This is a genomic window from Ammonifex thiophilus (assembly GCF_003368535.1).
Classification (GTDB): Bacteria; Bacillota; Desulfotomaculia; order Desulfotomaculales; family Ammonificaceae; genus Ammonifex; species Ammonifex thiophilus.
In genome coordinates, this window is sequence record NZ_QSLN01000008.1 from 37,959 (window position 1) to 57,030 (window position 19,072).

General features: G+C 58.5%; 20 protein-coding genes. 17 read left to right on the forward strand and 3 right to left on the reverse strand.

Translation table 11 applies throughout. The features are described from left to right. Positions 1-5: 5 nt before the first annotated feature. From rfbD to holA, 4 genes are all read left to right on the forward strand, one after another. Positions 6-842, forward strand: coding sequence for a dTDP-4-dehydrorhamnose reductase (gene rfbD, locus DXX99_RS06700; RefSeq protein WP_115792730.1), 837 nt, complete (start codon positions 6-8; stop codon positions 840-842). Between the two features lie 109 nt (positions 843-951). Beyond that, positions 952-1,245 carry a helix-turn-helix domain-containing protein gene (locus tag DXX99_RS06705; RefSeq protein ID WP_115792731.1) on the forward strand — a complete coding sequence of 98 codons (294 nt, stop codon included), beginning with the start codon at positions 952-954 and terminating at the stop codon, positions 1,243-1,245. 111 nt (positions 1,246-1,356) lie between these two features. After that, complete coding sequence (locus DXX99_RS06710) at positions 1,357-1,662, forward strand: MTH1187 family thiamine-binding protein (protein WP_115792732.1); 306 nt, start codon at positions 1,357-1,359, stop codon at positions 1,660-1,662. 1 nt (position 1,663) lies between these two features. Continuing rightward, on the forward strand, positions 1,664-2,677 hold the full coding sequence (holA, locus tag DXX99_RS06715; RefSeq protein ID WP_115792733.1) for a DNA polymerase III subunit delta: 1,014 nt from the start codon (positions 1,664-1,666) through the stop codon (positions 2,675-2,677). Here holA and rpsT read toward each other — a convergent pair. The 3 genes from rpsT to DXX99_RS06730 form a co-directional block, all read right to left on the reverse strand. Further along, positions 2,674-2,943 carry a 30S ribosomal protein S20 gene (gene rpsT / locus DXX99_RS06720; protein WP_015739548.1) on the reverse strand — a complete coding sequence of 90 codons (270 nt, stop codon included), beginning with the start codon at positions 2,941-2,943 and terminating at the stop codon, positions 2,674-2,676. The two genes, holA and rpsT, sit on opposite strands and share 4 nt — an antisense overlap. Positions 2,944-3,027: 84 nt before the next feature. Further along, positions 3,028-3,270: a hypothetical protein gene (locus DXX99_RS06725; protein ID WP_115792734.1), complete on the reverse strand. Its 243-nt coding sequence runs from the start codon at positions 3,268-3,270 to the stop codon at positions 3,028-3,030. 111 nt (positions 3,271-3,381) lie between these two features. Next, complete coding sequence (locus DXX99_RS06730; RefSeq protein WP_115792735.1) at positions 3,382-3,765, reverse strand: hypothetical protein; 384 nt, start codon at positions 3,763-3,765, stop codon at positions 3,382-3,384. A gap of 194 nt (positions 3,766-3,959) precedes the next feature. Between DXX99_RS06730 and mraZ the strand changes: the two genes are divergently transcribed. From mraZ to murA, 13 genes are read left to right on the forward strand one after another with little or no spacing between them, the layout of a single operon-like run. Continuing rightward, entirely contained in the window at positions 3,960-4,403 is a 444-nt protein-coding gene (mraZ, locus tag DXX99_RS06735; RefSeq protein WP_165847757.1) for a division/cell wall cluster transcriptional repressor MraZ, read from the forward strand. Between the two features lie 15 nt (positions 4,404-4,418). Beyond that, complete coding sequence (gene rsmH / locus DXX99_RS06740) at positions 4,419-5,324, forward strand: 16S rRNA (cytosine(1402)-N(4))-methyltransferase RsmH (protein ID WP_115792736.1); 906 nt, start codon at positions 4,419-4,421, stop codon at positions 5,322-5,324. Position 5,325: 1 nt separating this feature from the next. After that, positions 5,326-5,796, forward strand: coding sequence for a septum formation initiator family protein (locus tag DXX99_RS06745; protein ID WP_115792737.1), 471 nt, complete (start codon positions 5,326-5,328; stop codon positions 5,794-5,796). Continuing rightward, on the forward strand, positions 5,797-7,923 hold the full coding sequence (locus DXX99_RS06750; RefSeq protein WP_115792738.1) for a stage V sporulation protein D: 2,127 nt from the start codon (positions 5,797-5,799) through the stop codon (positions 7,921-7,923). It begins immediately after the preceding gene. 34 nt (positions 7,924-7,957) lie between these two features. Next, a complete protein-coding gene (locus tag DXX99_RS06755; RefSeq protein WP_240610854.1) occupies positions 7,958-9,403 on the forward strand; it encodes a UDP-N-acetylmuramoyl-L-alanyl-D-glutamate--2,6-diaminopimelate ligase in 1,446 nt (481 codons plus the stop codon). After that, positions 9,400-10,794 carry a UDP-N-acetylmuramoyl-tripeptide--D-alanyl-D-alanine ligase gene (locus DXX99_RS06760; RefSeq protein ID WP_115792740.1) on the forward strand — a complete coding sequence of 465 codons (1,395 nt, stop codon included), beginning with the start codon at positions 9,400-9,402 and terminating at the stop codon, positions 10,792-10,794. The genes DXX99_RS06755 and DXX99_RS06760 overlap by 4 nt, the downstream gene beginning before the upstream one ends. Next, positions 10,791-11,777, forward strand: coding sequence for a phospho-N-acetylmuramoyl-pentapeptide-transferase (mraY, locus tag DXX99_RS06765; RefSeq protein WP_240610855.1), 987 nt, complete (start codon positions 10,791-10,793; stop codon positions 11,775-11,777). The genes DXX99_RS06760 and mraY overlap by 4 nt, the downstream gene beginning before the upstream one ends. 18 nt (positions 11,778-11,795) lie before the next feature. Next, the gene (murD, locus tag DXX99_RS06770; RefSeq protein WP_115792742.1) at positions 11,796-13,154 is read left to right on the forward strand and encodes a UDP-N-acetylmuramoyl-L-alanine--D-glutamate ligase; all 1,359 of its coding nucleotides are present in this window, start codon (positions 11,796-11,798) and stop codon (positions 13,152-13,154) included. Between the two features lie 8 nt (positions 13,155-13,162). Then, positions 13,163-14,257: a putative lipid II flippase FtsW gene (gene ftsW / locus DXX99_RS06775; RefSeq protein ID WP_115792743.1), complete on the forward strand. Its 1,095-nt coding sequence runs from the start codon at positions 13,163-13,165 to the stop codon at positions 14,255-14,257. 4 nt (positions 14,258-14,261) lie between these two features. Continuing rightward, a complete protein-coding gene (murG, locus tag DXX99_RS06780; protein ID WP_115792744.1) occupies positions 14,262-15,383 on the forward strand; it encodes an undecaprenyldiphospho-muramoylpentapeptide beta-N-acetylglucosaminyltransferase in 1,122 nt (373 codons plus the stop codon). A 6-nt stretch (positions 15,384-15,389) separates the two neighbouring features. Beyond that, positions 15,390-16,865 carry a UDP-N-acetylmuramate--L-alanine ligase gene (gene murC, locus DXX99_RS06785; RefSeq protein WP_240610856.1) on the forward strand — a complete coding sequence of 492 codons (1,476 nt, stop codon included), beginning with the start codon at positions 15,390-15,392 and terminating at the stop codon, positions 16,863-16,865. Further along, positions 16,865-17,800 carry a UDP-N-acetylmuramate dehydrogenase gene (gene murB, locus DXX99_RS06790; protein ID WP_115792746.1) on the forward strand — a complete coding sequence of 312 codons (936 nt, stop codon included), beginning with the start codon at positions 16,865-16,867 and terminating at the stop codon, positions 17,798-17,800. Before murC ends, murB begins: the two co-directional genes overlap by 1 nt. Beyond that, positions 17,791-19,044: a UDP-N-acetylglucosamine 1-carboxyvinyltransferase gene (gene murA, locus DXX99_RS06795; RefSeq protein ID WP_115792747.1), complete on the forward strand. Its 1,254-nt coding sequence runs from the start codon at positions 17,791-17,793 to the stop codon at positions 19,042-19,044. Before murB ends, murA begins: the two co-directional genes overlap by 10 nt. The last annotated feature ends 28 nt before the right edge of the window (positions 19,045-19,072 follow it).

Here is a 19,072-nt window from a genome sequence, read left to right on the forward strand (position 1 = left end):
ATTTTATGCGGGTGCTGGTGACGGGAGCTGCAGGGCGCCTAGGGCGCGCCATGGTTAAAGAGTTGGAAGGACGTGGCTTTGACGTGATCGGGCTGGCGCGGCAGCAGCTAGATATAACTTCGCGCAAGGCGGTGGCGGAAGTTCTCAGGGAGTACCGGCCTCGGGTGGTGGTTAATTGCGCCGCTTACACCGATGTGGACGGGGCCGAGGAGGATCCCCGGCGGGCCTTTTTGGTAAACGGCCTGGCGGTTAAGTATCTGGCTTCCCTTTGTGCTGCCAGTGAGGCCAAGCTGGTGCACATAAGCACTGATTATGTCTTCGACGGGGAAAAAGGAGAGCCTTACCACGTTTACGATCCTCCTCGTCCTATAAACCGCTACGGAGAGAGCAAGTACTGGGGGGAGGCGGCAATAAGAGAGGAGGGCGGAGATTACCTGATCGTGCGGATCAGTTGGCTTTTCGGCACCGGGCGCAATTTCGTGAGTATGATTTTGCGCTTGGCGGAAGCCGAGGGAGAAATAAAGGTGGTGGAAGACCAGTACGGCTCTCCCACCTATACCCCGGATGCCGCTCGAGCCATCACCGACCTCATCCTGGCTGGAGCCAGAGGGACTTTCCACGTGACCAACGGGGGAAAAGCTTCCTGGTACGAACTGGCCTGCAGCGCTGTGCGCCTGGCCGGCATCAAGGCTAACGTTGTCCCCTGTCGCAGCGAGGATTTTCCCCGTCCGGCCCGCCGCCCCCGCTACACGGTTCTGGATACCTTTCCCCTTAAAGAGTACCTAGGCTACAGCTTGCCTTCTTGGGAGGATGCCCTAGAACGGTATCTGGCTCGCCTTTAAGGGGTCTTTTCTCTACCGAAGGCGACTTTTAATCGCTAATAAAAAACTGTGAACCGGAGCATAATAAAAGCCGAAAAGTTAATTATTTGGTTGGAGGAGGGAAGACCCCTTGCTGAGCTTAGCGACTCCTCTTTCCGAGTACTTCTCCTACGTCAACCACCGCCTCCCGGAGGAAGCTTGGCGGGTGCTGCGCGCTTTGGGTGACGGTGGGCGCATGAACAAAGAGGAGCTCTCGCTCATGGCCCGGGTGAAACGGGCAGTTCTTGATCACGTGGTGATGCAACTTTACGCCCTGGGATTGGTGGACGTGACCGCCGAGGGCAAGAGTAAGATTTGCAGCCTGACTAAGTTGGGCGAGGAATTTTGCGCTTTCTACCGCTCCAAGTGGGAAGAGTTGAGCTAGGCTTCTTCACCAGGTGCGCGCCCTCTCTTAAAGAGAGGGCGCAAGACTTTTTCGGGGCGTGATAAAATTTAAGAAACGTGGGGAGAGGCTTGGCCACGGGGGGCGAAAAAGATGGTAGTGGCTGAGATTTCGGTGGTTCCTCTGGGAACGGGTTCGCCCAGCGTGGGGCGTTACGTCGCCGAGTGCGTGAAAATCGTCCAGGAAAGCGGCCTTAAGCACGAGATAACCGCCATGGGGACTTTGGTGGAGGGGGAGCTGGAAGAGATTCTAGAGTTGGTGCGGAAAATGCACCTGGCCCCCTTCGCGGCGGGGGTGCAGCGGGTGGTGACTACCGTTAAGATCGATGAACGCCGGGACAAAGAGCTTAGCCTGGAAGGGAAGGTAGCGGCGGTAAAGCGCGAACTGGGGGAAAGCTAAGGTGCAGTACTTTCTTGAGCTTTTAGAAGAGCTAAAGCGGCAGGAGATTCGTCCCTTCTACCTCTTTTGGGGGCCGGAGCGCTACCTGCAGAAGGAGGCCGTGCGCTGGTTCAGGGTCCTGCTGGTGGGGGAGGACAACCCCTTCGACTTCGTCCGGCTGGACGGAGAGGAGGCTTCAGGCGAACAGGTGGCCGCCGCGGCCAGTACCCCGCCGGTGCTGGCCCAGTGGCGCCTGGTGGTGGTAGACAACGCCCCTTATTTCGCCGCAGGCAGGAGGCAGGCGGATCGGGCCTTGCTTGCTTACCTGCGCCATCCTTCTCCCACTACCTGTCTCATCTTCTGCACCACGGCCCCGATCGACCGGCAGAGGCAGGGTCTTATCCGCTTGCTAGCTGAGAAAGGCAAGATAATAGAGTTTGCTTATCTTTCTTCCTCCGACCTTTTACGCTGGCTGCAGAAGCGCGCTCGTGAGGCTGGGAAGCAGATTGCTCCCGAAGCTGCCCGGCTACTCTTGAGTGTGGGGCAGGATCTCTTCCTCCTGCGGCAGGAATGGGAGAAGGTTCTGAACTACGCCGGGGAGCGAAAGGAAATTACCTCCTCTCTGGTGGAGGAAGTGGTAACTCCTCCGCCAGAGGAACTCCTTTTCCGCGTGACCGACGATCTGAGCCAGCGGCAGTACCTGAGAGCCCTCAGCCGCCTCCGCGTGTTGGCGGAAAAGGAACCCCCGGGAGTGGTTCTGGCCCTCTTTTTGCGGCAGCTGCGTCTCCTGCTCCTGGCCCAGGAGATCTTAGCAGAGGGAGGAGGAGAAGAAAGGCTGGCCCAGGAAGGGAAAATACCCCTCTGGGTGGCTAAAAAGGTATTGGGCCATGCCCGATGTTTTCCCCGCGGACAGGCCCAGCAGCTCTTCTTGCAGTTGGTAGAACTGGACGCCGCCTTCAAAAGCGGGCGAGAGGATTTCTGGCTGGGACTGGAGCGCAACCTGTGGCAGGCTTGGCTTATGGCTGGGGCTGGTTAGCTGGCGACCAGCTTGGCCTGGTTATACTTACGCATAAGGCGCGATTTCTTGCGCGCCGCAGTGTTGCGGTGCAAGATGCCCTTCGTCCGGGCCTTGTCGATGGCCCGCAGGGCGGCCCGCAGCTTTTCCTCCACATCGGGAGCTCCCTGCGCCAAAGCCTGTTCGAATTTTTTGATGGCTGTCTTCAAGGCCGAGCGTAGCATCTTGTTGCGCAAGGTGCGCTTGCGAATTTGGCGCAGCCGCTTAAGCGAAGATTTTTTAGCCACTTCTCTTCCCCCTAGCACTCCGGTGGTTTCGCCTCGTATGACGTGCGTATTTTACCACGCTTGACCGGGGGGCCGCAATCCCTCCTAGGAGATCTTTTGCAGGGCCACTTCCTGGCGCTGGCGGCGGGCAAGCCAGTCGTCAGCGTAATCGCTGGCGATGAGGAAAAGGTTTACCCACAACTCGTGCTCGTTACTCTTTCCCTCCAGCTCCTTGGCCACCTCCCGGAATTTTTTGGCTACCCGGTCTTTGAAAGCGGAAAACTCGGACAGCATTTCAATGACGTCTTTCTGGGTGTAAGTAGTTCCCTCCCGCAAAAGCTTAATCATTTCCTTTACCTCCCCTTTTTGCCTATACAATAACACAAAAGTAGATAGAAGGGAACGGTTCTAAAAGAAAGAAGAGGGGAGGTCTTTGTCGGACCTCCCCTCTTCATTTCCTTAAAGATCGCGCTTTTGCTCCAGGTTTCCCACATCGCTACGGATGCTGGTCTCCTCGGTGCGGTAAGCCATGCTGCCCCCGTAACTCATTCCTGGGGTCCAGGTCTGAGTCCCCATGCCTCCCCACTGTCCAGGCATCGCGGCCCCGGGCATCATTGCCTGAGTGGCGCTGGCCAGAGCGTTAATTTCGTTGTGCAGGCTCAAGCATATCTGGTGAATGCGTTGCAGTTGCTGGCTATTCATACCTTCGGTCTGGCTCAGCCGGGCAAGTTGGTTTTGTGCCTGACTTTCGGCCTGGCTCAGCTGCATCACCATCTGGCTTATGTTGTTGATCTCCTGACGCAGGCGGTTCAGGTGGTCCTGGATTTCCTGCCAACGATACATTGCTTCTCCTCCCTTTGGGTGCACTTTTTTAGGTAGTATGTCTTTCCACCCGGGACTTTAGTACGCCCGGTTGTAAGGACTTCGGTCGGAATTTACACCCCGGCAAAATTTGCTGGGACCGGGTCGGAAGGAATTTTTTTCTGCCCGGCGAATTCAGGTGGGTGAAGGTGGGGATAAGTGGGGAGAAACTGCCGGTGTTTATCGGGACCTACGTCCACACCCTGGACAACAAGGGGCGGCTTTTTATCCCGGCCCGTTTGCGCGAAGGTCTAGGAGAGTGCTTCGTGATTACCAAGGGACTGGAAGGTTGCCTTTTCGGTTTTTCGGTTTCAGAATTTGCCAAGCTAGAAGAAAAGCTATTAAAGCTACCTTTCACCCAACCGGAGGTCCGGGCTTTTGCCCGCCTTTTCTTTGCCGGGGCGGCGGAGCTGGAGGTCGACCGGCAGGGACGGGTTTTGATTCCCCCCTATCTCCGCGAGTACGCCCAACTCCAGCGCGAAGTGGTCATACTAGGAGTGGCCAACCGGGTGGAGTTTTGGGCTCAGGAACTATGGGAACGTTATCAGGCTGATACTCAGGCGGTGTACGAGGAACTGGCGGCCAAGCTGGTGGCTTTTTCCACCGGCCAGGAAGGGTAAAGGGGGCCAAAGGCTCTGCCGGAAGGGTTTTTTCACGAGCCGGTAATGGTGAAGGAAGTGCTGGCCTACCTGGCGGTTAAGCCAGGGGGGCTCTACGTGGACTGCACTGTGGGGGGTGGAGGACATGCGGCGGCTATCTTGGCCCTCATAGGAAATGAGGGCCGGCTCATCGGGCTTGACCGGGATCCAGAAGCGCTCTCTTTTGCCCGGGAGCGGCTGGGAAGCGACCCCCGCGTGCACCTGGTCCACGCCAGCTTTGCCGACCTAGCGGAGGTGCTAGCGGGGTTAGGAGTGAAGGAAGTGGACGGAGTCCTTTACGATCTAGGAGTTTCCTCCTATCAGTTGGACCGACCGGAGAGGGGCTTCACCTACCGCGAGGACGCTCCTTTAGACATGCGTTTTGATCCTTCTTCTCCCATCACGGCGGCCGACCTGGTGAATCGGCTGGAAGAGGAAGAGCTGGCCCGCATCATACGGGAGTTCGGCGAGGAAAGATGGGCCAAAAGAATAGCCCGCTTCATCGTGCGGGCCCGGGCCCGCCGACCCATCCTCACCACTGGCCAGTTGGTGGAGATAATCAAGGAGGCCATCCCGGCCCCCGCTCGGCGCCGGGGTCCTCATCCCGCTCGCCGCACCTTCCAGGCTTTGCGCATAGCGGTAAACCAGGAACTGGAGGCTTTGAAGGCTTCTTTACCCCAGGCGGCCGACCACTTAAAGCCCGGGGGGAGGCTGGTAGTGCTGAGTTACCACTCATTGGAAGATCGCTTGGTGAAGGAATTCTTCCGCCGATCCCCCTACCTTCGCCCCCTTACTAAAAAGCCGTTGACCCCTTCGCCAGAAGAGATGGAGCGGAATCCCCGGGCGTCGAGCTGCAAGTTGCGTGCGGCGGAGAAAATTCTAAACCCGGAGGGAGGCGAATAAGTTGATAGCGGCGCAAGAAAGGCAGACTCCCTCTCTGCCCCAAAGGGGTCCGGAGAGGAGTACTAAGCCTAGAAGGAAGCCTGCCAAGAGGCTTGCTCAGGTTTCGCGGCTGAAAGCCTGCTCTCTGCTTCTTCTGGGCTTCCTCTTGTGTACCACTCTGGTTTACTGTCAGGCCCAGATAGCTCTGGTGGGCTTTCGACTGCAGGCGCTGGAGAAGTCGATCGATCGTTTGCGGGCCGAAAACCAGTTGCTGGAAACCAACCTGGAAAGCTTGGTTGCCCCCGACCGCCTGGAGGCCATCGCTAAGAAACAGCTAGGCATGGTCTATCCTTCCTCCGCAGCAGGAGAGATTGTATTACCACCGGCAAATCAGGTAGAAGCTGCTAAACAAGAGGAGAATAAAGGGCGGAGGGGGTGGCTGGAAGAGTTGCTGCAATTTTTGGCGGCGCACCTGGGACAGAGGGGAGCGTAGATGGCTAACATCGTAATCAGGCGGCGTCTGGCTTTGCTCTTCCTCTCTTCTCTTCTGTTCTTCACCTGCCTGGTGGGGAGGCTTTTTTGGTTACAAATAGTGAAGGGAGCGGAGTTGCAGAAGCAGGCGCAGGAAAACCGCATGCGGGACATTCCGGTGGAGGCCAAAAGGGGGGATATAACGGATCGCAACGGTCGGCTGCTGGTAACCAGCGTCAGCGCTGAGTCGGTGGCTGCTTTCCCCCCACAGATAAAGGATCCAGGGAAGGTGGCAGCTGAGCTTGCTCCCCTTCTGGAGATGCCAGAAGAAAAGCTCAAAGAGCTTCTCTCCCGTCGGCAGGCTTTCGTGTGGCTTAAGCGCAAGGTGGATTACCACACAGCGCAGAAAATAAGAAAGTTGCGCTTGGAGGGAATAGAACTTTACGAGGAAAGCCGCCGACAGTACATCTGCGGCTCCTTGGCCGCCCACGTTTTGGGTTTCGTCGGTGTGGATAACCAGGGCCTTTTGGGGGTGGAGAAGGAGTACGATCAGGTGCTCCGGGGGGTACCAGGGCGAATCGTCATCGAGCAAGATGCGGTGGGGAGAGATATACCCTCGGCCCTTCACCGCTTTTATCCTCCCCGGCCGGGAGATAAACTGGTTCTCACTATCGACGAGACCATCCAGCACTTTGTAGAGCGGGAGTTGGATAAAGTTGTAGCGCAGTATCATCCCGCCAGCGCAGTTATAATCGTTATGGACCCGAAAACGGGGGAGATCCTGGCCCTGGGTAACCGCCCCACATTCGACCCGGGGAACTGGCAGAAGGCCCCAGCCGAGGTCTGGAACCGCAACCTGGCCATCTGGCAGATTTATGAACCCGGCTCTACCTTCAAGATCGTCACGGCAGCAGCAGCCCTGGCCGAAGGAGTGGTGCGACCGGAGGACCACTTTTACTGCCCCGGATACATTAAGGTAGCTGACCGCGTCATCCGTTGCTGGAAGGACGGGGGACACGGTAGTGAAACCTTCGCCGAAGTGGTGCAGAACTCTTGCAATGTGGGCTTTATCCAGGTGGGGCTTAAGTTAGGGAAGGAAAAGCTTTATCACTACATCCGGGCCTTCGGCTTCGGCAAGCCGACCGGCATAGATCTTCCGGGCGAGGCTTCCGGTCTCTTGATCCCGGAGGATAAGGTTACCAACCTTAACTTAGCCACCATCTCCATCGGTCAGTCGATCGGTGTCACCCCCATCCAGCTCATCACTGCCGCTGCAGCGGTGGCCAACGGGGGATACCTGGTACATCCCCATGTAGTGAAAGCTATTGTTTCCCCGGAGGGCAAGGTAATAAAGGAATTTTCTTCTCAGCCGGTGCGCCAGGTGATCCCGACTCAGGTGGCCCGAGAGCTTTGCAAGTTACTAGAGAATGTAGTTCTTAAGGGGACAGGAGTAAAAGCTTATCTCGACGGCTACCGGGCTGCCGGCAAGACGGGAACGGCTCAGGTGGTGAGCCCCAAAGGAGGTTACGTTCCTGGCAAGTACGTAGCCTCCTTTGTGGGTTTTGCTCCAGTGGAGGATCCGCGCTTGGTGACGCTGGTGGTCATTTCCGAGCCCCAGGGAGCCTACTACGGCGGCGAGGTGGCTGCGCCGGTCTTCAAGGCAGTAATGCAGGATGCCCTGCGTTACCTTGGAGTTCCCCCGCAGGAGGGGCTGGCCCGGCCGACCAAGCCCTGGTACGAGCAGGTACCGGAGTCCAAACCGGTCAAGGTGCCTTCGGTAGTGAACCTGCCGGTTCACGAAGCGGTGCGGGCCCTCAAGGCCGCGGGACTTAGCTTTGTCCTGGAGGGAGAAGGAGACGTGGTTTGCTCCCAGGTTCCGCAGGGAGGAGCCACGGTGAACGCGGGCACTCAGGTAGTATTGAATCTAAAGGCGACTCCTGAAGGGGGAGGGGCGGAGGTTACCGTACCGGACCTCGGCGGGCTGGGGGTGCGGGAGGCGGCGGTGCTCCTAGAGAAATTAGGGTTGGTCTTGAACCCTGAAGGTACAGGGATAGCGGTGAGCCAGTCCCCAGCTCCGGGAGAGCGGGTCAAGCGCGGTCTGGCTGTGAAGGTCAAATTTGCTCCTCCGGAGCTCAAGACACCCCCTTGATGTGGAAATAATTGTTTTAGCGGCAGGTGGTGAGTTGGCGCTGGAAAGGATAATGAAGTTAAACCCTACAGGATTAGCCTACGACTCGCGGCGGGTAGAGAAAGGATACATCTTTTTCGCCATCAAGGGACTGGTCAGGGACGGGCACGATTTTATCCCTGAGGCTGTAGCGCGGGGGGCTATAGGGGTAGTAGCGGAAAGGGAAGTGGAGGTCCCGCCGGGGGTGGTGCTGGAGGTGGTGCCCAACACCCGGCGGGCTCTGGCCTGGGCAGCGGCTCAGTTTTACGGCTACCCCAGCCGTAAGCTACACGTGGTGGGGGTGACGGGAACCAACGGGAAGACCACCACCACCCATCTCCTGCGCTCCCTTTACCAGGAACAGGGAAAAAAGGTGGGGCTCATAGGTACCCTTTACGTGAAGCTGGGAGAGAAGATCTTCCCAGGGGAGCGCACCACGCCCGAGTCGCTGGATCTGCAGTCCTGGCTTGCTCGTATGGTGGAGGAAGGGATAGAGGTGGCGGTTATGGAGGTTTCCTCCCACGGTCTAGCCTTGGAGCGGGTGACCGGGGTGGCGTTCGATGTGGCCGTTTTTACCAATCTCACTCAGGACCATCTGGACTTTCACCGCGACTTGGAAGACTACTTCCAGGCCAAGGCCCGGCTTTTTACGGAGCTCTTGACGGGGAAGCCGGGGAAGAAGCTGGCGGTCATTAACCGAGACGATCCCTATGGGCAACGACTCTTATCTTTATGCCAGGGAGCAGAAGTGCTGACCTACGGTTTAAGAAAGGGGGAGGTGCACGCCTTAGACTATGAGCTCCGTCCCGAAGGCACCCGTCTTCTGGCTAACGCGGGGGGAGAAAGGGTAGAAGTTAGGCTTTCCCTGCCGGGACTCTTTAACGTCTACAACGCCCTGGCGGCTTTGGCTGTGGCGGTGGGCGAAGGGATGTCTTTGGATTTGGCCGCCCGCGCTTTGTCCCGGGTGCAGGCCGTTCCCGGGAGGTGCGAGCGGATCGATGAGGGGCAGGATTTTACAGTGCTGGTCGATTACGCTCATACCCCCGACGGTCTACTGAACATCCTGCGCACCGCCAGAGATATAAGCCGAGGGCGAGTCATCGTGGTTTTCGGGTGCGGTGGGGACCGGGATCCCTCTAAACGGCCGGTAATGGGAAGAATAGCCGGGGAGCACGCCGACTTCGTGGTGGTCACTTCCGACAACCCCCGAAGCGAAGATCCGGTTGCCATCATGCAGGCCATCGCCCAGGGCTTGGCCCAGGTGGCCCCTCCCTCCCGTTACCTGCTCATCGCCGATCGGGAGGCGGCCATAAGAGAGGCCTTTGCCCGTGCCCGGCCGGGAGATATAGTAATACTGGCGGGCAAGGGGCACGAAAACTGCCAGATAATAGGGGATGAGCGCATCCCCTTCGACGATCGGGAAGTGGCCCGCCGTCTCTTGCGGGAGATGAAGACCCGATGATACCTCTAAAGGCCGGACGCCTGGCCGAGATCATAGGGGCTCGCCTAGTAAGCGGTTCTCCCGAGCGGATAGTTCGGGCTGTCTTCACAGATACCCGGGGGGAGATACCGGAAGGAGCTCTTTTCTTCGCTCTGAAAGGGGAGCGTTTCGACGGGCACCATTTTGTCGTCGAGGCCGGAGCCAAGGGGGCTTTAGGGGCGGTGGTCAGCCGGTTGCCCGAACAACCTTTACCTTCCGATTTCCTCATCTTGGAAGTGCCCGATGTGCTGGCGGCCCTGCAAAGGCTTGCACACCATGTGCGGCGGGCCGTCATGCCTTTCTTGATAGGGGTTACGGGAAGCACCGGCAAAACTACTACTAAGGACCTCCTGGCCGCCGTGCTGGCGGTTAGGTACCGGGTGTTGGCCACCCGGGGCAACCGCAACAACGAGATAGGGGTTCCGCTTACCCTCCTGGAACTTGAACCGGGGCACGAGTTCGCGGTGGTGGAGATGGCCATGCGTGGAGAGGGGGAGATAGCTGCCCTCTCGTCTTTGGCCGAACCTAACGCGGCGGTGATAACCAACATCGGCGAGGCGCACCTGGAAAGACTGGGAAGCGTGCGGGCCATCGCCCGGGCCAAGGGAGAAATCCTGGACTACATTCCCCCGGAAGGCTTCGCCGTGCTGCCGGCGGAAAGCCCCTTCATCGAGGAGGAAGCCCGGCGCTGCCGGGGGAAGGTAATTTACTTCGGAGAAAGCGACAAAGCCCAGGTCCGCCTGCTCTCCTATGCTTCCCTGGGGGAGAAAGGGGGGATTTTCCGGGTGTGCACCGCTGCGGGTGAGGAAGAGTATCAGCTTCCTCTTCCGGGCTACCACAACGCTTTGAACTGCACGGCCGTGGTAGCGGTAGCCCGGCAACTCGGTCTTTCCCCCGAAGAAGTGCAGGAAGGCCTGCGTCGGGTGCAAACAAGCGGAATGCGGCTGGAAATAGAACACTGGAGGGGCTTTACCGTGATAAACGATGCTTATAACGCTAACCCCGCCTCTATGGTGGGTGCTTTGGAGGTACTGGCTGAGCTGGGAAAGGGCAGGCGCAAGGTAGCGGTGCTGGGGGATATGCTGGAGCTGGGTGAGAGGGCGGCGGCGGCTCACCGGGAAGTGGGGGAGAGAGCGGCGGCGGTGGCCGATCTGCTGGTGGCGGTGGGGGAAAGGGCTCCCGACTTGGTGGCGGGTGCCCTGGCAGCTGGGATGCCCCCAGGTAAGGTTCTGGCGGTGGCTACGGTGGAAGAGGCCATAAGGCAACTCGTGAGCGAGCTTAAAGGGGATGAAGTGCTTCTGGTTAAGGCTTCCCGGGCCGTGGGCTTGGAGCGGGTGGTCGAGGCCCTACGCCGATGGGGGGAGAGGCATTGACGGCCGAGGTGAGCCGGGCTTTCTGGCTTTCAGCCTGCTTGACGGTTATCCTGGGCTTCTGGCTCGTCCCGTTACTCAGACAGCTTAGAGTGGGGCAGAGGATCCGTACCGACGGCCCGGCCCGGCACCTGGTAAAAGCAGGCACGCCTACCATGGGCGGGATCACGTTTCTCGGCGGAATGACCGTGGCGGTTCTCTCCCTGGCTCGGCACCAACCCGATGGAATAGTGGTCCTCCTGGTGGCCCTTGCCTACGGTCTCATAGGCTTTTTAGATGACTTTCTGAAAATCATAAAGGGTCGCTCTCTGGGCCTACGCGCTCGGGAAAAGCTTCTAGCGCAGGTTTTGGTGGCGGCGGGCTTGGCCTGGTGGGCCTGCGCTTTCGCCGGACGGGGTACCGATTACGTGCTTCCCTTCTCGGGCTTCTGGGAAGTAGGAGGAGTTCGCTTCGATTTAGGCTTTCTCTTTTTCTTCTTTTTCACCATCCTGGTGCTGGTAAGTTCAGCCAATGCCTTGAACCTCACCGATGGGCTGGACGGCTTGGCCGCCACCTTAACGGCTATAGCAGCCGGCTTTTACGTTTTTATTGCCCTGGTGGTGGACAAAGTAGGCGTGGCCGTTGCTTTGGCGGCGGTGGTAGGCGGCTGCCTGGGGTTTTTGGTTTTCAATCGCCACCCGGCGAAAGTCTTCATGGGAGACACCGGCTCTTTGGCGCTGGGAGGAGCCCTAGGTGCAGCGGCGGTGCTGACGCGCACCGAACTCTTCCTGCCCGTGATCGGAGCGGTCTTTGTGGCCGAAACCCTGTCGGTGATCTTGCAGGTGGTTTCTTTTCGCCTGACCGGTAGGCGGATTTGGCGCATGAGTCCGTTGCACCATCACTACGAACTTAAAGGGTGGTCGGAAAATAAGGTGGTCCTGATCTTTGCCTTCTGGGGAATAGTGGCCGGAATCTTAGGACTTTCAGGGCTTTACCGCCTAGGTTAGGAGGTAGGTTTTAAGGAAGTGGAACTCAAAGGAAAGAAGGTACTGGTAATAGGGGCGGGGAAAAGCGGCATAGCGGCTACCCGTCTGCTCCTGCGCCATGGTGCCGAGGTTGTCTTGGCGGACAGCCAGAAGATAGACTTGCCACCTTTTCCTGGAAAGGTTCACCTGGTTCAGGGGGGATATCCTTCGGCTAAAGACTTCGACCTTTTGGTCTTAAGTCCCGGGGTGCCTCTGACCGTGCCACCAGTTAGGGAGGCTGAGGAGGCCGGCATCGAGATAGTGGGGGAACTGGAACTTGCCTTTCGCTTTGCCCGAGCTCCAGTAGTGGCGGTGACTGGCACTAACGGCAAGACTACCACCACCGCCCTCACCGGAGCCATATTCCAGGCTGCTGGCCTGCGCACCTGGGTGGCGGGCAATATCGGCCTACCCTTGAGCGAGGTGGTGGAGGAAGCAGGGCCAGAGGATGTCTTGGTGGTGGAAGTTTCGAGTTTTCAGCTCGAGACCACCTCCACCTTTAGGCCAGCGGTAGCGGTGATCTTAAATCTTACTCCTGACCACCTAGACCGCCACGGCGACTTTAGCTCCTACCGGCGGGCCAAGGCGCGGATATTTGCTCGTCAGACCGATAAAGAAGTTACAGTGCTCAACTACGACGATCCGGAAGTCAGGAGTATGGCAGCGGAAACCAGAGGGCAGGTATTATTCTTCAGCCGCCGACATAAATTGGCAACAGGTGTTTGGGTAGCCGAGGGCGCAATCTTGGTGAAGTGGGAAGGGGTGGAAGGAAAGGTGGCGGAGGTGGCCTTCTTGGCCCTTCCCGGGGCCCATAACCTGGAAAACGCGCTGGCGGCCACCGCTGCGGCAGTGGCCCGGAATGTGCCCTTAGAGGTGATCGGCCGGGTCCTAAGGGAGTTTAAGGGGGTAGCCCACCGTCTGGAGTTGGTGGCCGAGATAAACGGAGTTAAGTACGTGAACGACTCTAAAGGGACCAACCCTGAGGCTACCATAAAAGCCTTGGAGGCTTACGATTGCCCCATTGTTTTAATAGCCGGAGGGCGCAACAAAGGGAGTGACTTTCGCCTCTTGGTTTCCAAAATGAAGGAGAAGGTGAAAGCGCTGGTGTTGATCGGAGAAAGCGCTCCTCTTCTGGCGGCTCAGGCCAAGGCAGCAGGGATGAGCGACATTATCCTAGCCCGGGATTTACCCGAGGCTGTACGCCGAGCTCGGGAGAAAGCCCAGCCAGGAGATGTGGTTCTTCTCTCCCCCGCCTGCGCCAGTTGGGATATGTTCCGGAATTATGAGGAGCGGGGAGAGTGTTTTAGACAGGCGGTTAAGGAGTTAGTCCAGGAGGAAACCGGGATCGAGCGGGGGTAGGAAACGACATGCGGAAGAAGAGGGCGCCGGACTTCCTGCTCTTTTTCACCGTTTTATCCCTTCTTTCCCTGGGCTTGGTGATGGTCTTAAGCTCCAGTGAGTACGCGGCTTTGGTCTACTACGGTGACGGTCTCTACTTTTTCAAGCGGCAGCTTCTTCATGCCTGCTTAGGTTTAGCTGCCCTCTTCTTCTTCCTCCGCTACGATTATTGGCAATTTCGCCGTCTGACTTTCCCTCTGCTGGGCCTGTCCTTTATCTTCCTGATCTTAGTACTCATCCCCGGGGTGGGCGATACCTCTCACGGCGCCCAGCGCTGGATTTCTATAGGCAGCTTTAGCTTTCAACCGGCGGAAATAGTGAAATTCGGGCTATTGCTTTTCGTGGCCGATGGCTTGAGCCGCCGGGGAGCGGAAGTTAGAAAGTTCAAAGCCCTCCTTCCCTACCTGGGAGTTACTGGGTTGGCCGCTTTGCTCATCCTGCTCGAGCCCGACCTGGGTACGGCGCTGGCTTTGGCCGGTACCGTTTTTGTGCTACTTTTTTGTGCTGGAGTTCCTCTTTCCACCCTAGGGCTTCTTGGTCTAGCAGGCCTGGCCTGCGTGGGGTTAGCGATAAAGCTTGAGCCTTACCGCTTAAAGCGCCTGTTTGCCTTCCTCGATCCCTGGAAGGATCCTTTGGGGGCGGGTTTTCACATTATCCAGTCCCTTTACGCCATAGGGTCGGGAGGGCTTTTTGGCCTGGGCCTGGGACAAGGGAAGCAGAAACTGCTTTACCTGCCGGAGCAGCACACCGACTTCATCTTTGCCGTTATAGGCGAGGAGCTGGGATTTATAGGGGCCTTACTGGTCATAACCCTCTTCGTGATTCTCATATGGAGGGGGTTGCGGACGGCTCTTTACGCTCCCGATGCCTTCGGCTGCTACTTGGCTGCTGGGATCACGGCGGGCATAGGGCTGCAGGCTTTCATAAACATAGGAGTGGTGACCGGCAGTCTGCCTATAACCGGCATCCCCCTTCCCCTGATAAGTTACGGTGGGACCTCCTTGGTCTTCACTTTGGCCTCTATAGGAATCTTGCTTAATATATCCCGCTACAGCGTAAGGTGAAAGGATGCGTAAGTGGCGTTTTGTAGTAACGGGCGGGGGCACAGGGGGACACATCTATCCCGCCCTGGCCATAGCTCAGGGGCTAAAAAGAAGACTTCCTCAGGCGGAGATCTTTTATTTGGGAACGGCAGAGGGGCTGGAGGCCGACCTCGTACCCAAGGCCGGCTTTCCCTTCTACGCCATTGAAGCGGCCGGCCTCAAGCGCCATCTAACCTTGAGGAATCTCAAAGCTCTTTTTAGGGCTTTCCGGGGGTTAGGGGCGGCTTACCGCTTGCTGGGGCATCTTTCTCCGCGGGTGGTAATCGGCACGGGGGGGTATGTGGCCGGACCGGTGGTTCTGGCGGCTTGGCTTAGAGGAATACCGGTTCTCATTCACGAGCAAAACGCCTTCCCCGGCCTTACCAACCGCCTTCTTTCCCGCCTGGCCCAGGTGACGGCCCTCACCTTTCCCGAAGCGGCGCGCTATTTGCCACGCCGGGCCCGGGTAGTGGTCACGGGACTACCGGTGCGGGAAGAAATACTTAATGTGTGCCGGGAAGAAGCGCGTAAGCAGATGGGCTTGAAAGAGGGAGATAAGCTGCTCCTCTCTTTTGGGGGGAGCCGGGGAGCCAGCCGGATAAACGAGGCGGTGAAGGAGCTCATCCGCTACTTTAGGGATAAGGAAGGAATTTATCTCTTCCACGCCACTGGCCAAGGGCACTACGAGTCTTTTCTCAAGGAACTAGAAGCAGAGGGAATAGATCTCGGATCTCGACCTAACATCAAGATTTTCCCCTATTTTTATTACATCGCCGACTATCTGGCAGCAGCAGACCTGGTCATCTGCCGGGCCGGGGCGGCCACGCTGGCGGAGCTTACCTGCCTTGGCCGTCCAGCCATTCTCATTCCTTACCCTTACGCTACGGGCAGGCACCAGGACTACAACGCCCGGGCCCTGGCGGATAAGGGGGCGGCCGTGGTCATAGAAGACGCCGAGCTTACCGGGGAAAGGCTTCTCTCCGAAGTTAAGCGTCTTTTGGCTTCTCCAGCGGAACTTTCTCGTATGGCGGAAGAGTCTCGCCGCCTGGGCAAGCCCGAGGCCCTTAACCTGTTGGTGGATCTCGTGATAAGATTGGCGAGGGGATGATATCTTTTGGCGCAGGAAAGGACAAGTTCAGTAGCAGTCGTTTCCCGCCTCGCATATTATACCCAGGGCAAGGCGGGAGCGGAGGAGAAGGGGAGTTTGGGCTTGAGGGAAATTCCTCGTCATCTTCACTTCGTAGGTATAGGCGGCGTGGGGATGAGCGGTCTGGCTTTGCTCCTGAAGCAGCAGGGGTACGAGGTGACTGGTTCGGATACGGGTGACTCTTATTTCCTGCAAGCTTTAAGACTTTCCGGCATCAGGGTATACGACCGGCATGCGCCGACCAATCTGGCTCCGGAAACGGAATTGGTGGTGGTTTCCTCCGCCATTAAGCCCGACAATCCGGAGCTGCTTGCGGCCAGGGAGCGGGAGATCCCCATCGTCCGGCGCGGGGAGCTGCTGGCCTGGGTCATGAAGGAGTATCGGGGAATAGCGGTAGCGGGAGCGCACGGAAAGACCACCACTACCGCTATGGTGGCCAGCGTGCTGCTGGCCGGGGGACTTGACCCTACTGTTCTGGTGGGAGGGTACTGGCCGCCCATCGAGGGTAACTGCCGCTTGGGCAAGGGGCCTTACTTCGTTACCGAGGCCGACGAGAGCGACGCTTCTTTTCTCCTCCTCACGCCGATGGTGGCGGTGGTCACCAATGTAGAAAACGACCATCTGGACTACTACGGGGATCTGGAAGCGCTGCTGGGGGCCTTTCGCGCTTTCCTAGCGCGCATAGAGCCGCCGGGGACGGCCGTGGTTTGCCTTGATAGCCCTCTGGCGCGCCAGCTGATCGACGTCTTGAGCATCCCGGTGGTCACTTACGGGACGGAAGAAAGAGCCGACTACGTCCTGAAAAAGGTGGAGCTTTCCGGCAGCTCCTCTTCCGCCCTGCTTTACTACCGGGGAAGACTCTTAGGGCAGCTCAAACTTAACCTGCCCGGGAAGCACAATCTTTTGAACGCCGCGGCGGCGGTGGCCGTAGGGGCTTACTTAGGAATTCCCTTCGCGGTGGCCTCGCAGGCGCTGGCGGAGTTCAGAAGCGTGCGGCGGCGCTTCGAGTTCCTGGGAGAAGCGGGGGGAGTGATGGTGGTGGACGACTACGCCCACCACCCCACGGAAGTCCAGGCCACCATCGAGGCCGCCCGGCAGATACACCAGGGGCGCCTGGTAGTGGTGTTTCAGCCGCACCGTTACACCCGCACCGCTTTGCTTTATCTCGAGTTCGGCCGGTCTTTTGCAGGTAGTGACGTTTTGGTGCTGGATGAGATTTATCCCGCCGGTGAGCCGCCCCTTCCGGGGGTGACAGCGGAGCTCATTGCCAAGGCTTGCCAGGCTCATCGCCCCGACCTCCCACTTTACCGTCTGCCTTCCACAGGAAAAGCGGCGTTCCTTAAAGAAATCGTTTCTCCAGGAGACCTAGTGTTGACCATGGGCGCAGGGGATATCTACCGGGTAGGTAAGGAACTGCTTGAAATCTTGAAGGGGGCGAAGTAGTGACGCCGGTTGCTTCCTGGGTTTCTAAGGTGAAGCTTAAGGGTCACGTCTACCTCCGGGAGCCCATGGAGCGCCATACTACCTGGCGCATAGGCGGGCCAGCGGAGATGCTGGTAGAGCCAGCAGACCAAGAAGATTTAGCTCTTATTCTGCGCTTGGCAAGAGAGGAAGGAATCCCTCTCAACTTAATAGGCAACGGCTCTAATATCCTGGTCGGCGATGCCGGAGTGCCAGGAATAGTGGTGAAGATGGGCCAGGCTATGGGCGAGGTAAAGGTGGAAGGGAGGCGGTTGAGAGCGGGGGCGGGGGCGAAGCTCGCTCGCCTGGCGGCCTTGGCGCAGGTAGCCGGGCTTGCCGGCCTGGAGTTCACCTGTGGTATTCCGGCTAGCCTGGGGGGAGCGGTAGTCATGAACGCCGGGGCGGCCGGGCAGAGCATGGCCGAAGTGGTGCGATGGGTCAAGGTGATGGATCGAGAAGGACGGGTGGAGATTTTGCGAGGAGAGGAACTGGGTTTTGGCTACCGGCAGAGCGTCCTGCAGCACTTACCTGTCGTGGTCCTGGAGGTGGAGCTTGAGCTTTGCCCCGATGATCCCACGGCGGTGGCTCGACGCATGGCGGCCGTTTGGCGAAAGCGCCAACTCACCCAGCCTCTGGAATATCCCAGCGCAGGGAGCGTATTTAAAAACCCGCCTGGCGCCCCGGCAGCCGGGAAGCTCATAGAGCTCGCGGGGGGCAAAGGCCTGCGGGTAGGGGAGGCCATGGTTTCTCCCAAGCACGCCAACTTCATCGTCAACCTGGGAAGGGCGCGGGCGACAGACGTCTTGTGCCTGATCCGCCAGGTGCAGAGCCTGGTGGAAGCTAAGTTCGGGATAAAGCTGGAACCGGAGGTAAAGTTCTTAGGATCTTTTGGGTGGGACGGGGAGATATGCGCCTGATTATCAAGGGACCCAACGTTCTAAAAGGAAAGATAAAGGTGAGTGGAGCCAAGAACGCCATTTTGCCCATACTTTGCGCTTGCCTTCTCTGCGATGGCGAAAGCGTAATTCACGGGGTGCCCCAGCTGGGTGACGTGGCGGTGATGGGCGTCGTTTTACGCCATCTGAAAGTGCTTTGCCGCCGGGAAGGGGAAACCTTAAAGGTGGATACCAGCTCTCTTCAGCTGGAGGAGATCCCGGAAGAGCTCACCCGCCGCATGCGGGCCTCTTGTCTGGTCATGGGGCCTTTGCTGGCCCGCTTTGGCAGGGTCAAGATTGCCGCTCCTGGCGGCTGCAACATCGGAGCCAGGCCTATCGACCTGCATCTCAAGGGGCTTAAGGCCATGGGGGCGAAGATCACCGAACGGGCAGGCTTCATCGTAGCCGAGGCGGATCGTCTACGGGGGGCCGAGATCCACCTCGATCTTCCCAGCGTGGGGGCGACCGAGAACCTGATGATGGCGGCTGTGCTGGCTGAGGGAACCACCATCATAGGGAACGCGGCCAAAGAACCGGAAATCGTGGACCTTCAGAACTTCCTCAACCGAGCGGGGGCGCGGATAAGGGGTGCCGGTACCTCTACCATAAGAGTGGAGGGGGTTAGCAAACCGCTGCAGGCGCCCAAAGGACACCAGGTCATCCCTGATCGCATCGAGGCGGGAACCCACCTCATCGCTGCTGCCCTCACCGGGGGGGAGGTGGAGGTAGAGAACGTGATACCGGAGCACCTGGAGCCGCTCATCGCCAAATTGAGGGAGGCGGGAGCAGAGGTAGAAGCGGGAGAAGACAGGATCTGGGTCTGGCGGCGGAAGCCCCTTAAGGCGGTAGACCTGCGCACCATGCCTTACCCTGGCTTCCCCACCGATCTCCAGGCTCCCATGTGCGCTTTGCTTTCTGTGGCGGAGGGCATAAGCGTGGTGACGGAAAACATTTTCGAGAACCGCTTCCGGCACGTCCCTGAACTTCAGCGAATGGGGGCCGACATCCGTATTGAGGGTCGAACTTTGATCATAAAGGGAGTTCCTCAGCTGGTAGGGGCGCGGGTGGAAGCCCCCGACCTCCGGGCAGGGGCGGCTTTGGTACTAGCCGGGCTAGTGGCCGAGAACACCACCGTTGTGGAACGGATCGAACATATAGATCGGGGCTATGAAAAGCTGGAAGAAAAATATCGGCGCCTAGGTGCTTACATCGAACGCGTGGGTTGATCCCGCTTATATTTTTATGCCTGCGGGG

Coding starts and splice junctions, on each gene's coding strand:
- rfbD (WP_115792730.1), top strand. CDS start 6: ATGCGGGTGCTGGTGACGGGAGCTGCAGGGCGCCTAGGGCGCGCCATG.
- DXX99_RS06710 (WP_115792732.1), top strand. CDS start 1,357: ATGGTAGTGGCTGAGATTTCGGTGGTTCCTCTGGGAACGGGTTCGCCC.
- DXX99_RS06725 (WP_115792734.1), bottom strand. CDS start 3,270: ATGATTAAGCTTTTGCGGGAGGGAACTACTTACACCCAGAAAGACGTC.
- DXX99_RS06730 (WP_115792735.1), bottom strand. CDS start 3,765: ATGTATCGTTGGCAGGAAATCCAGGACCACCTGAACCGCCTGCGTCAG.
- DXX99_RS06750 (WP_115792738.1), top strand. CDS start 5,797: ATGGCTAACATCGTAATCAGGCGGCGTCTGGCTTTGCTCTTCCTCTCT.
- DXX99_RS06760 (WP_115792740.1), top strand. CDS start 9,400: ATGATACCTCTAAAGGCCGGACGCCTGGCCGAGATCATAGGGGCTCGC.
- ftsW (WP_115792743.1), top strand. CDS start 13,163: ATGCGGAAGAAGAGGGCGCCGGACTTCCTGCTCTTTTTCACCGTTTTA.
- murG (WP_115792744.1), top strand. CDS start 14,262: ATGCGTAAGTGGCGTTTTGTAGTAACGGGCGGGGGCACAGGGGGACAC.
- murA (WP_115792747.1), top strand. CDS start 17,791: ATGCGCCTGATTATCAAGGGACCCAACGTTCTAAAAGGAAAGATAAAG.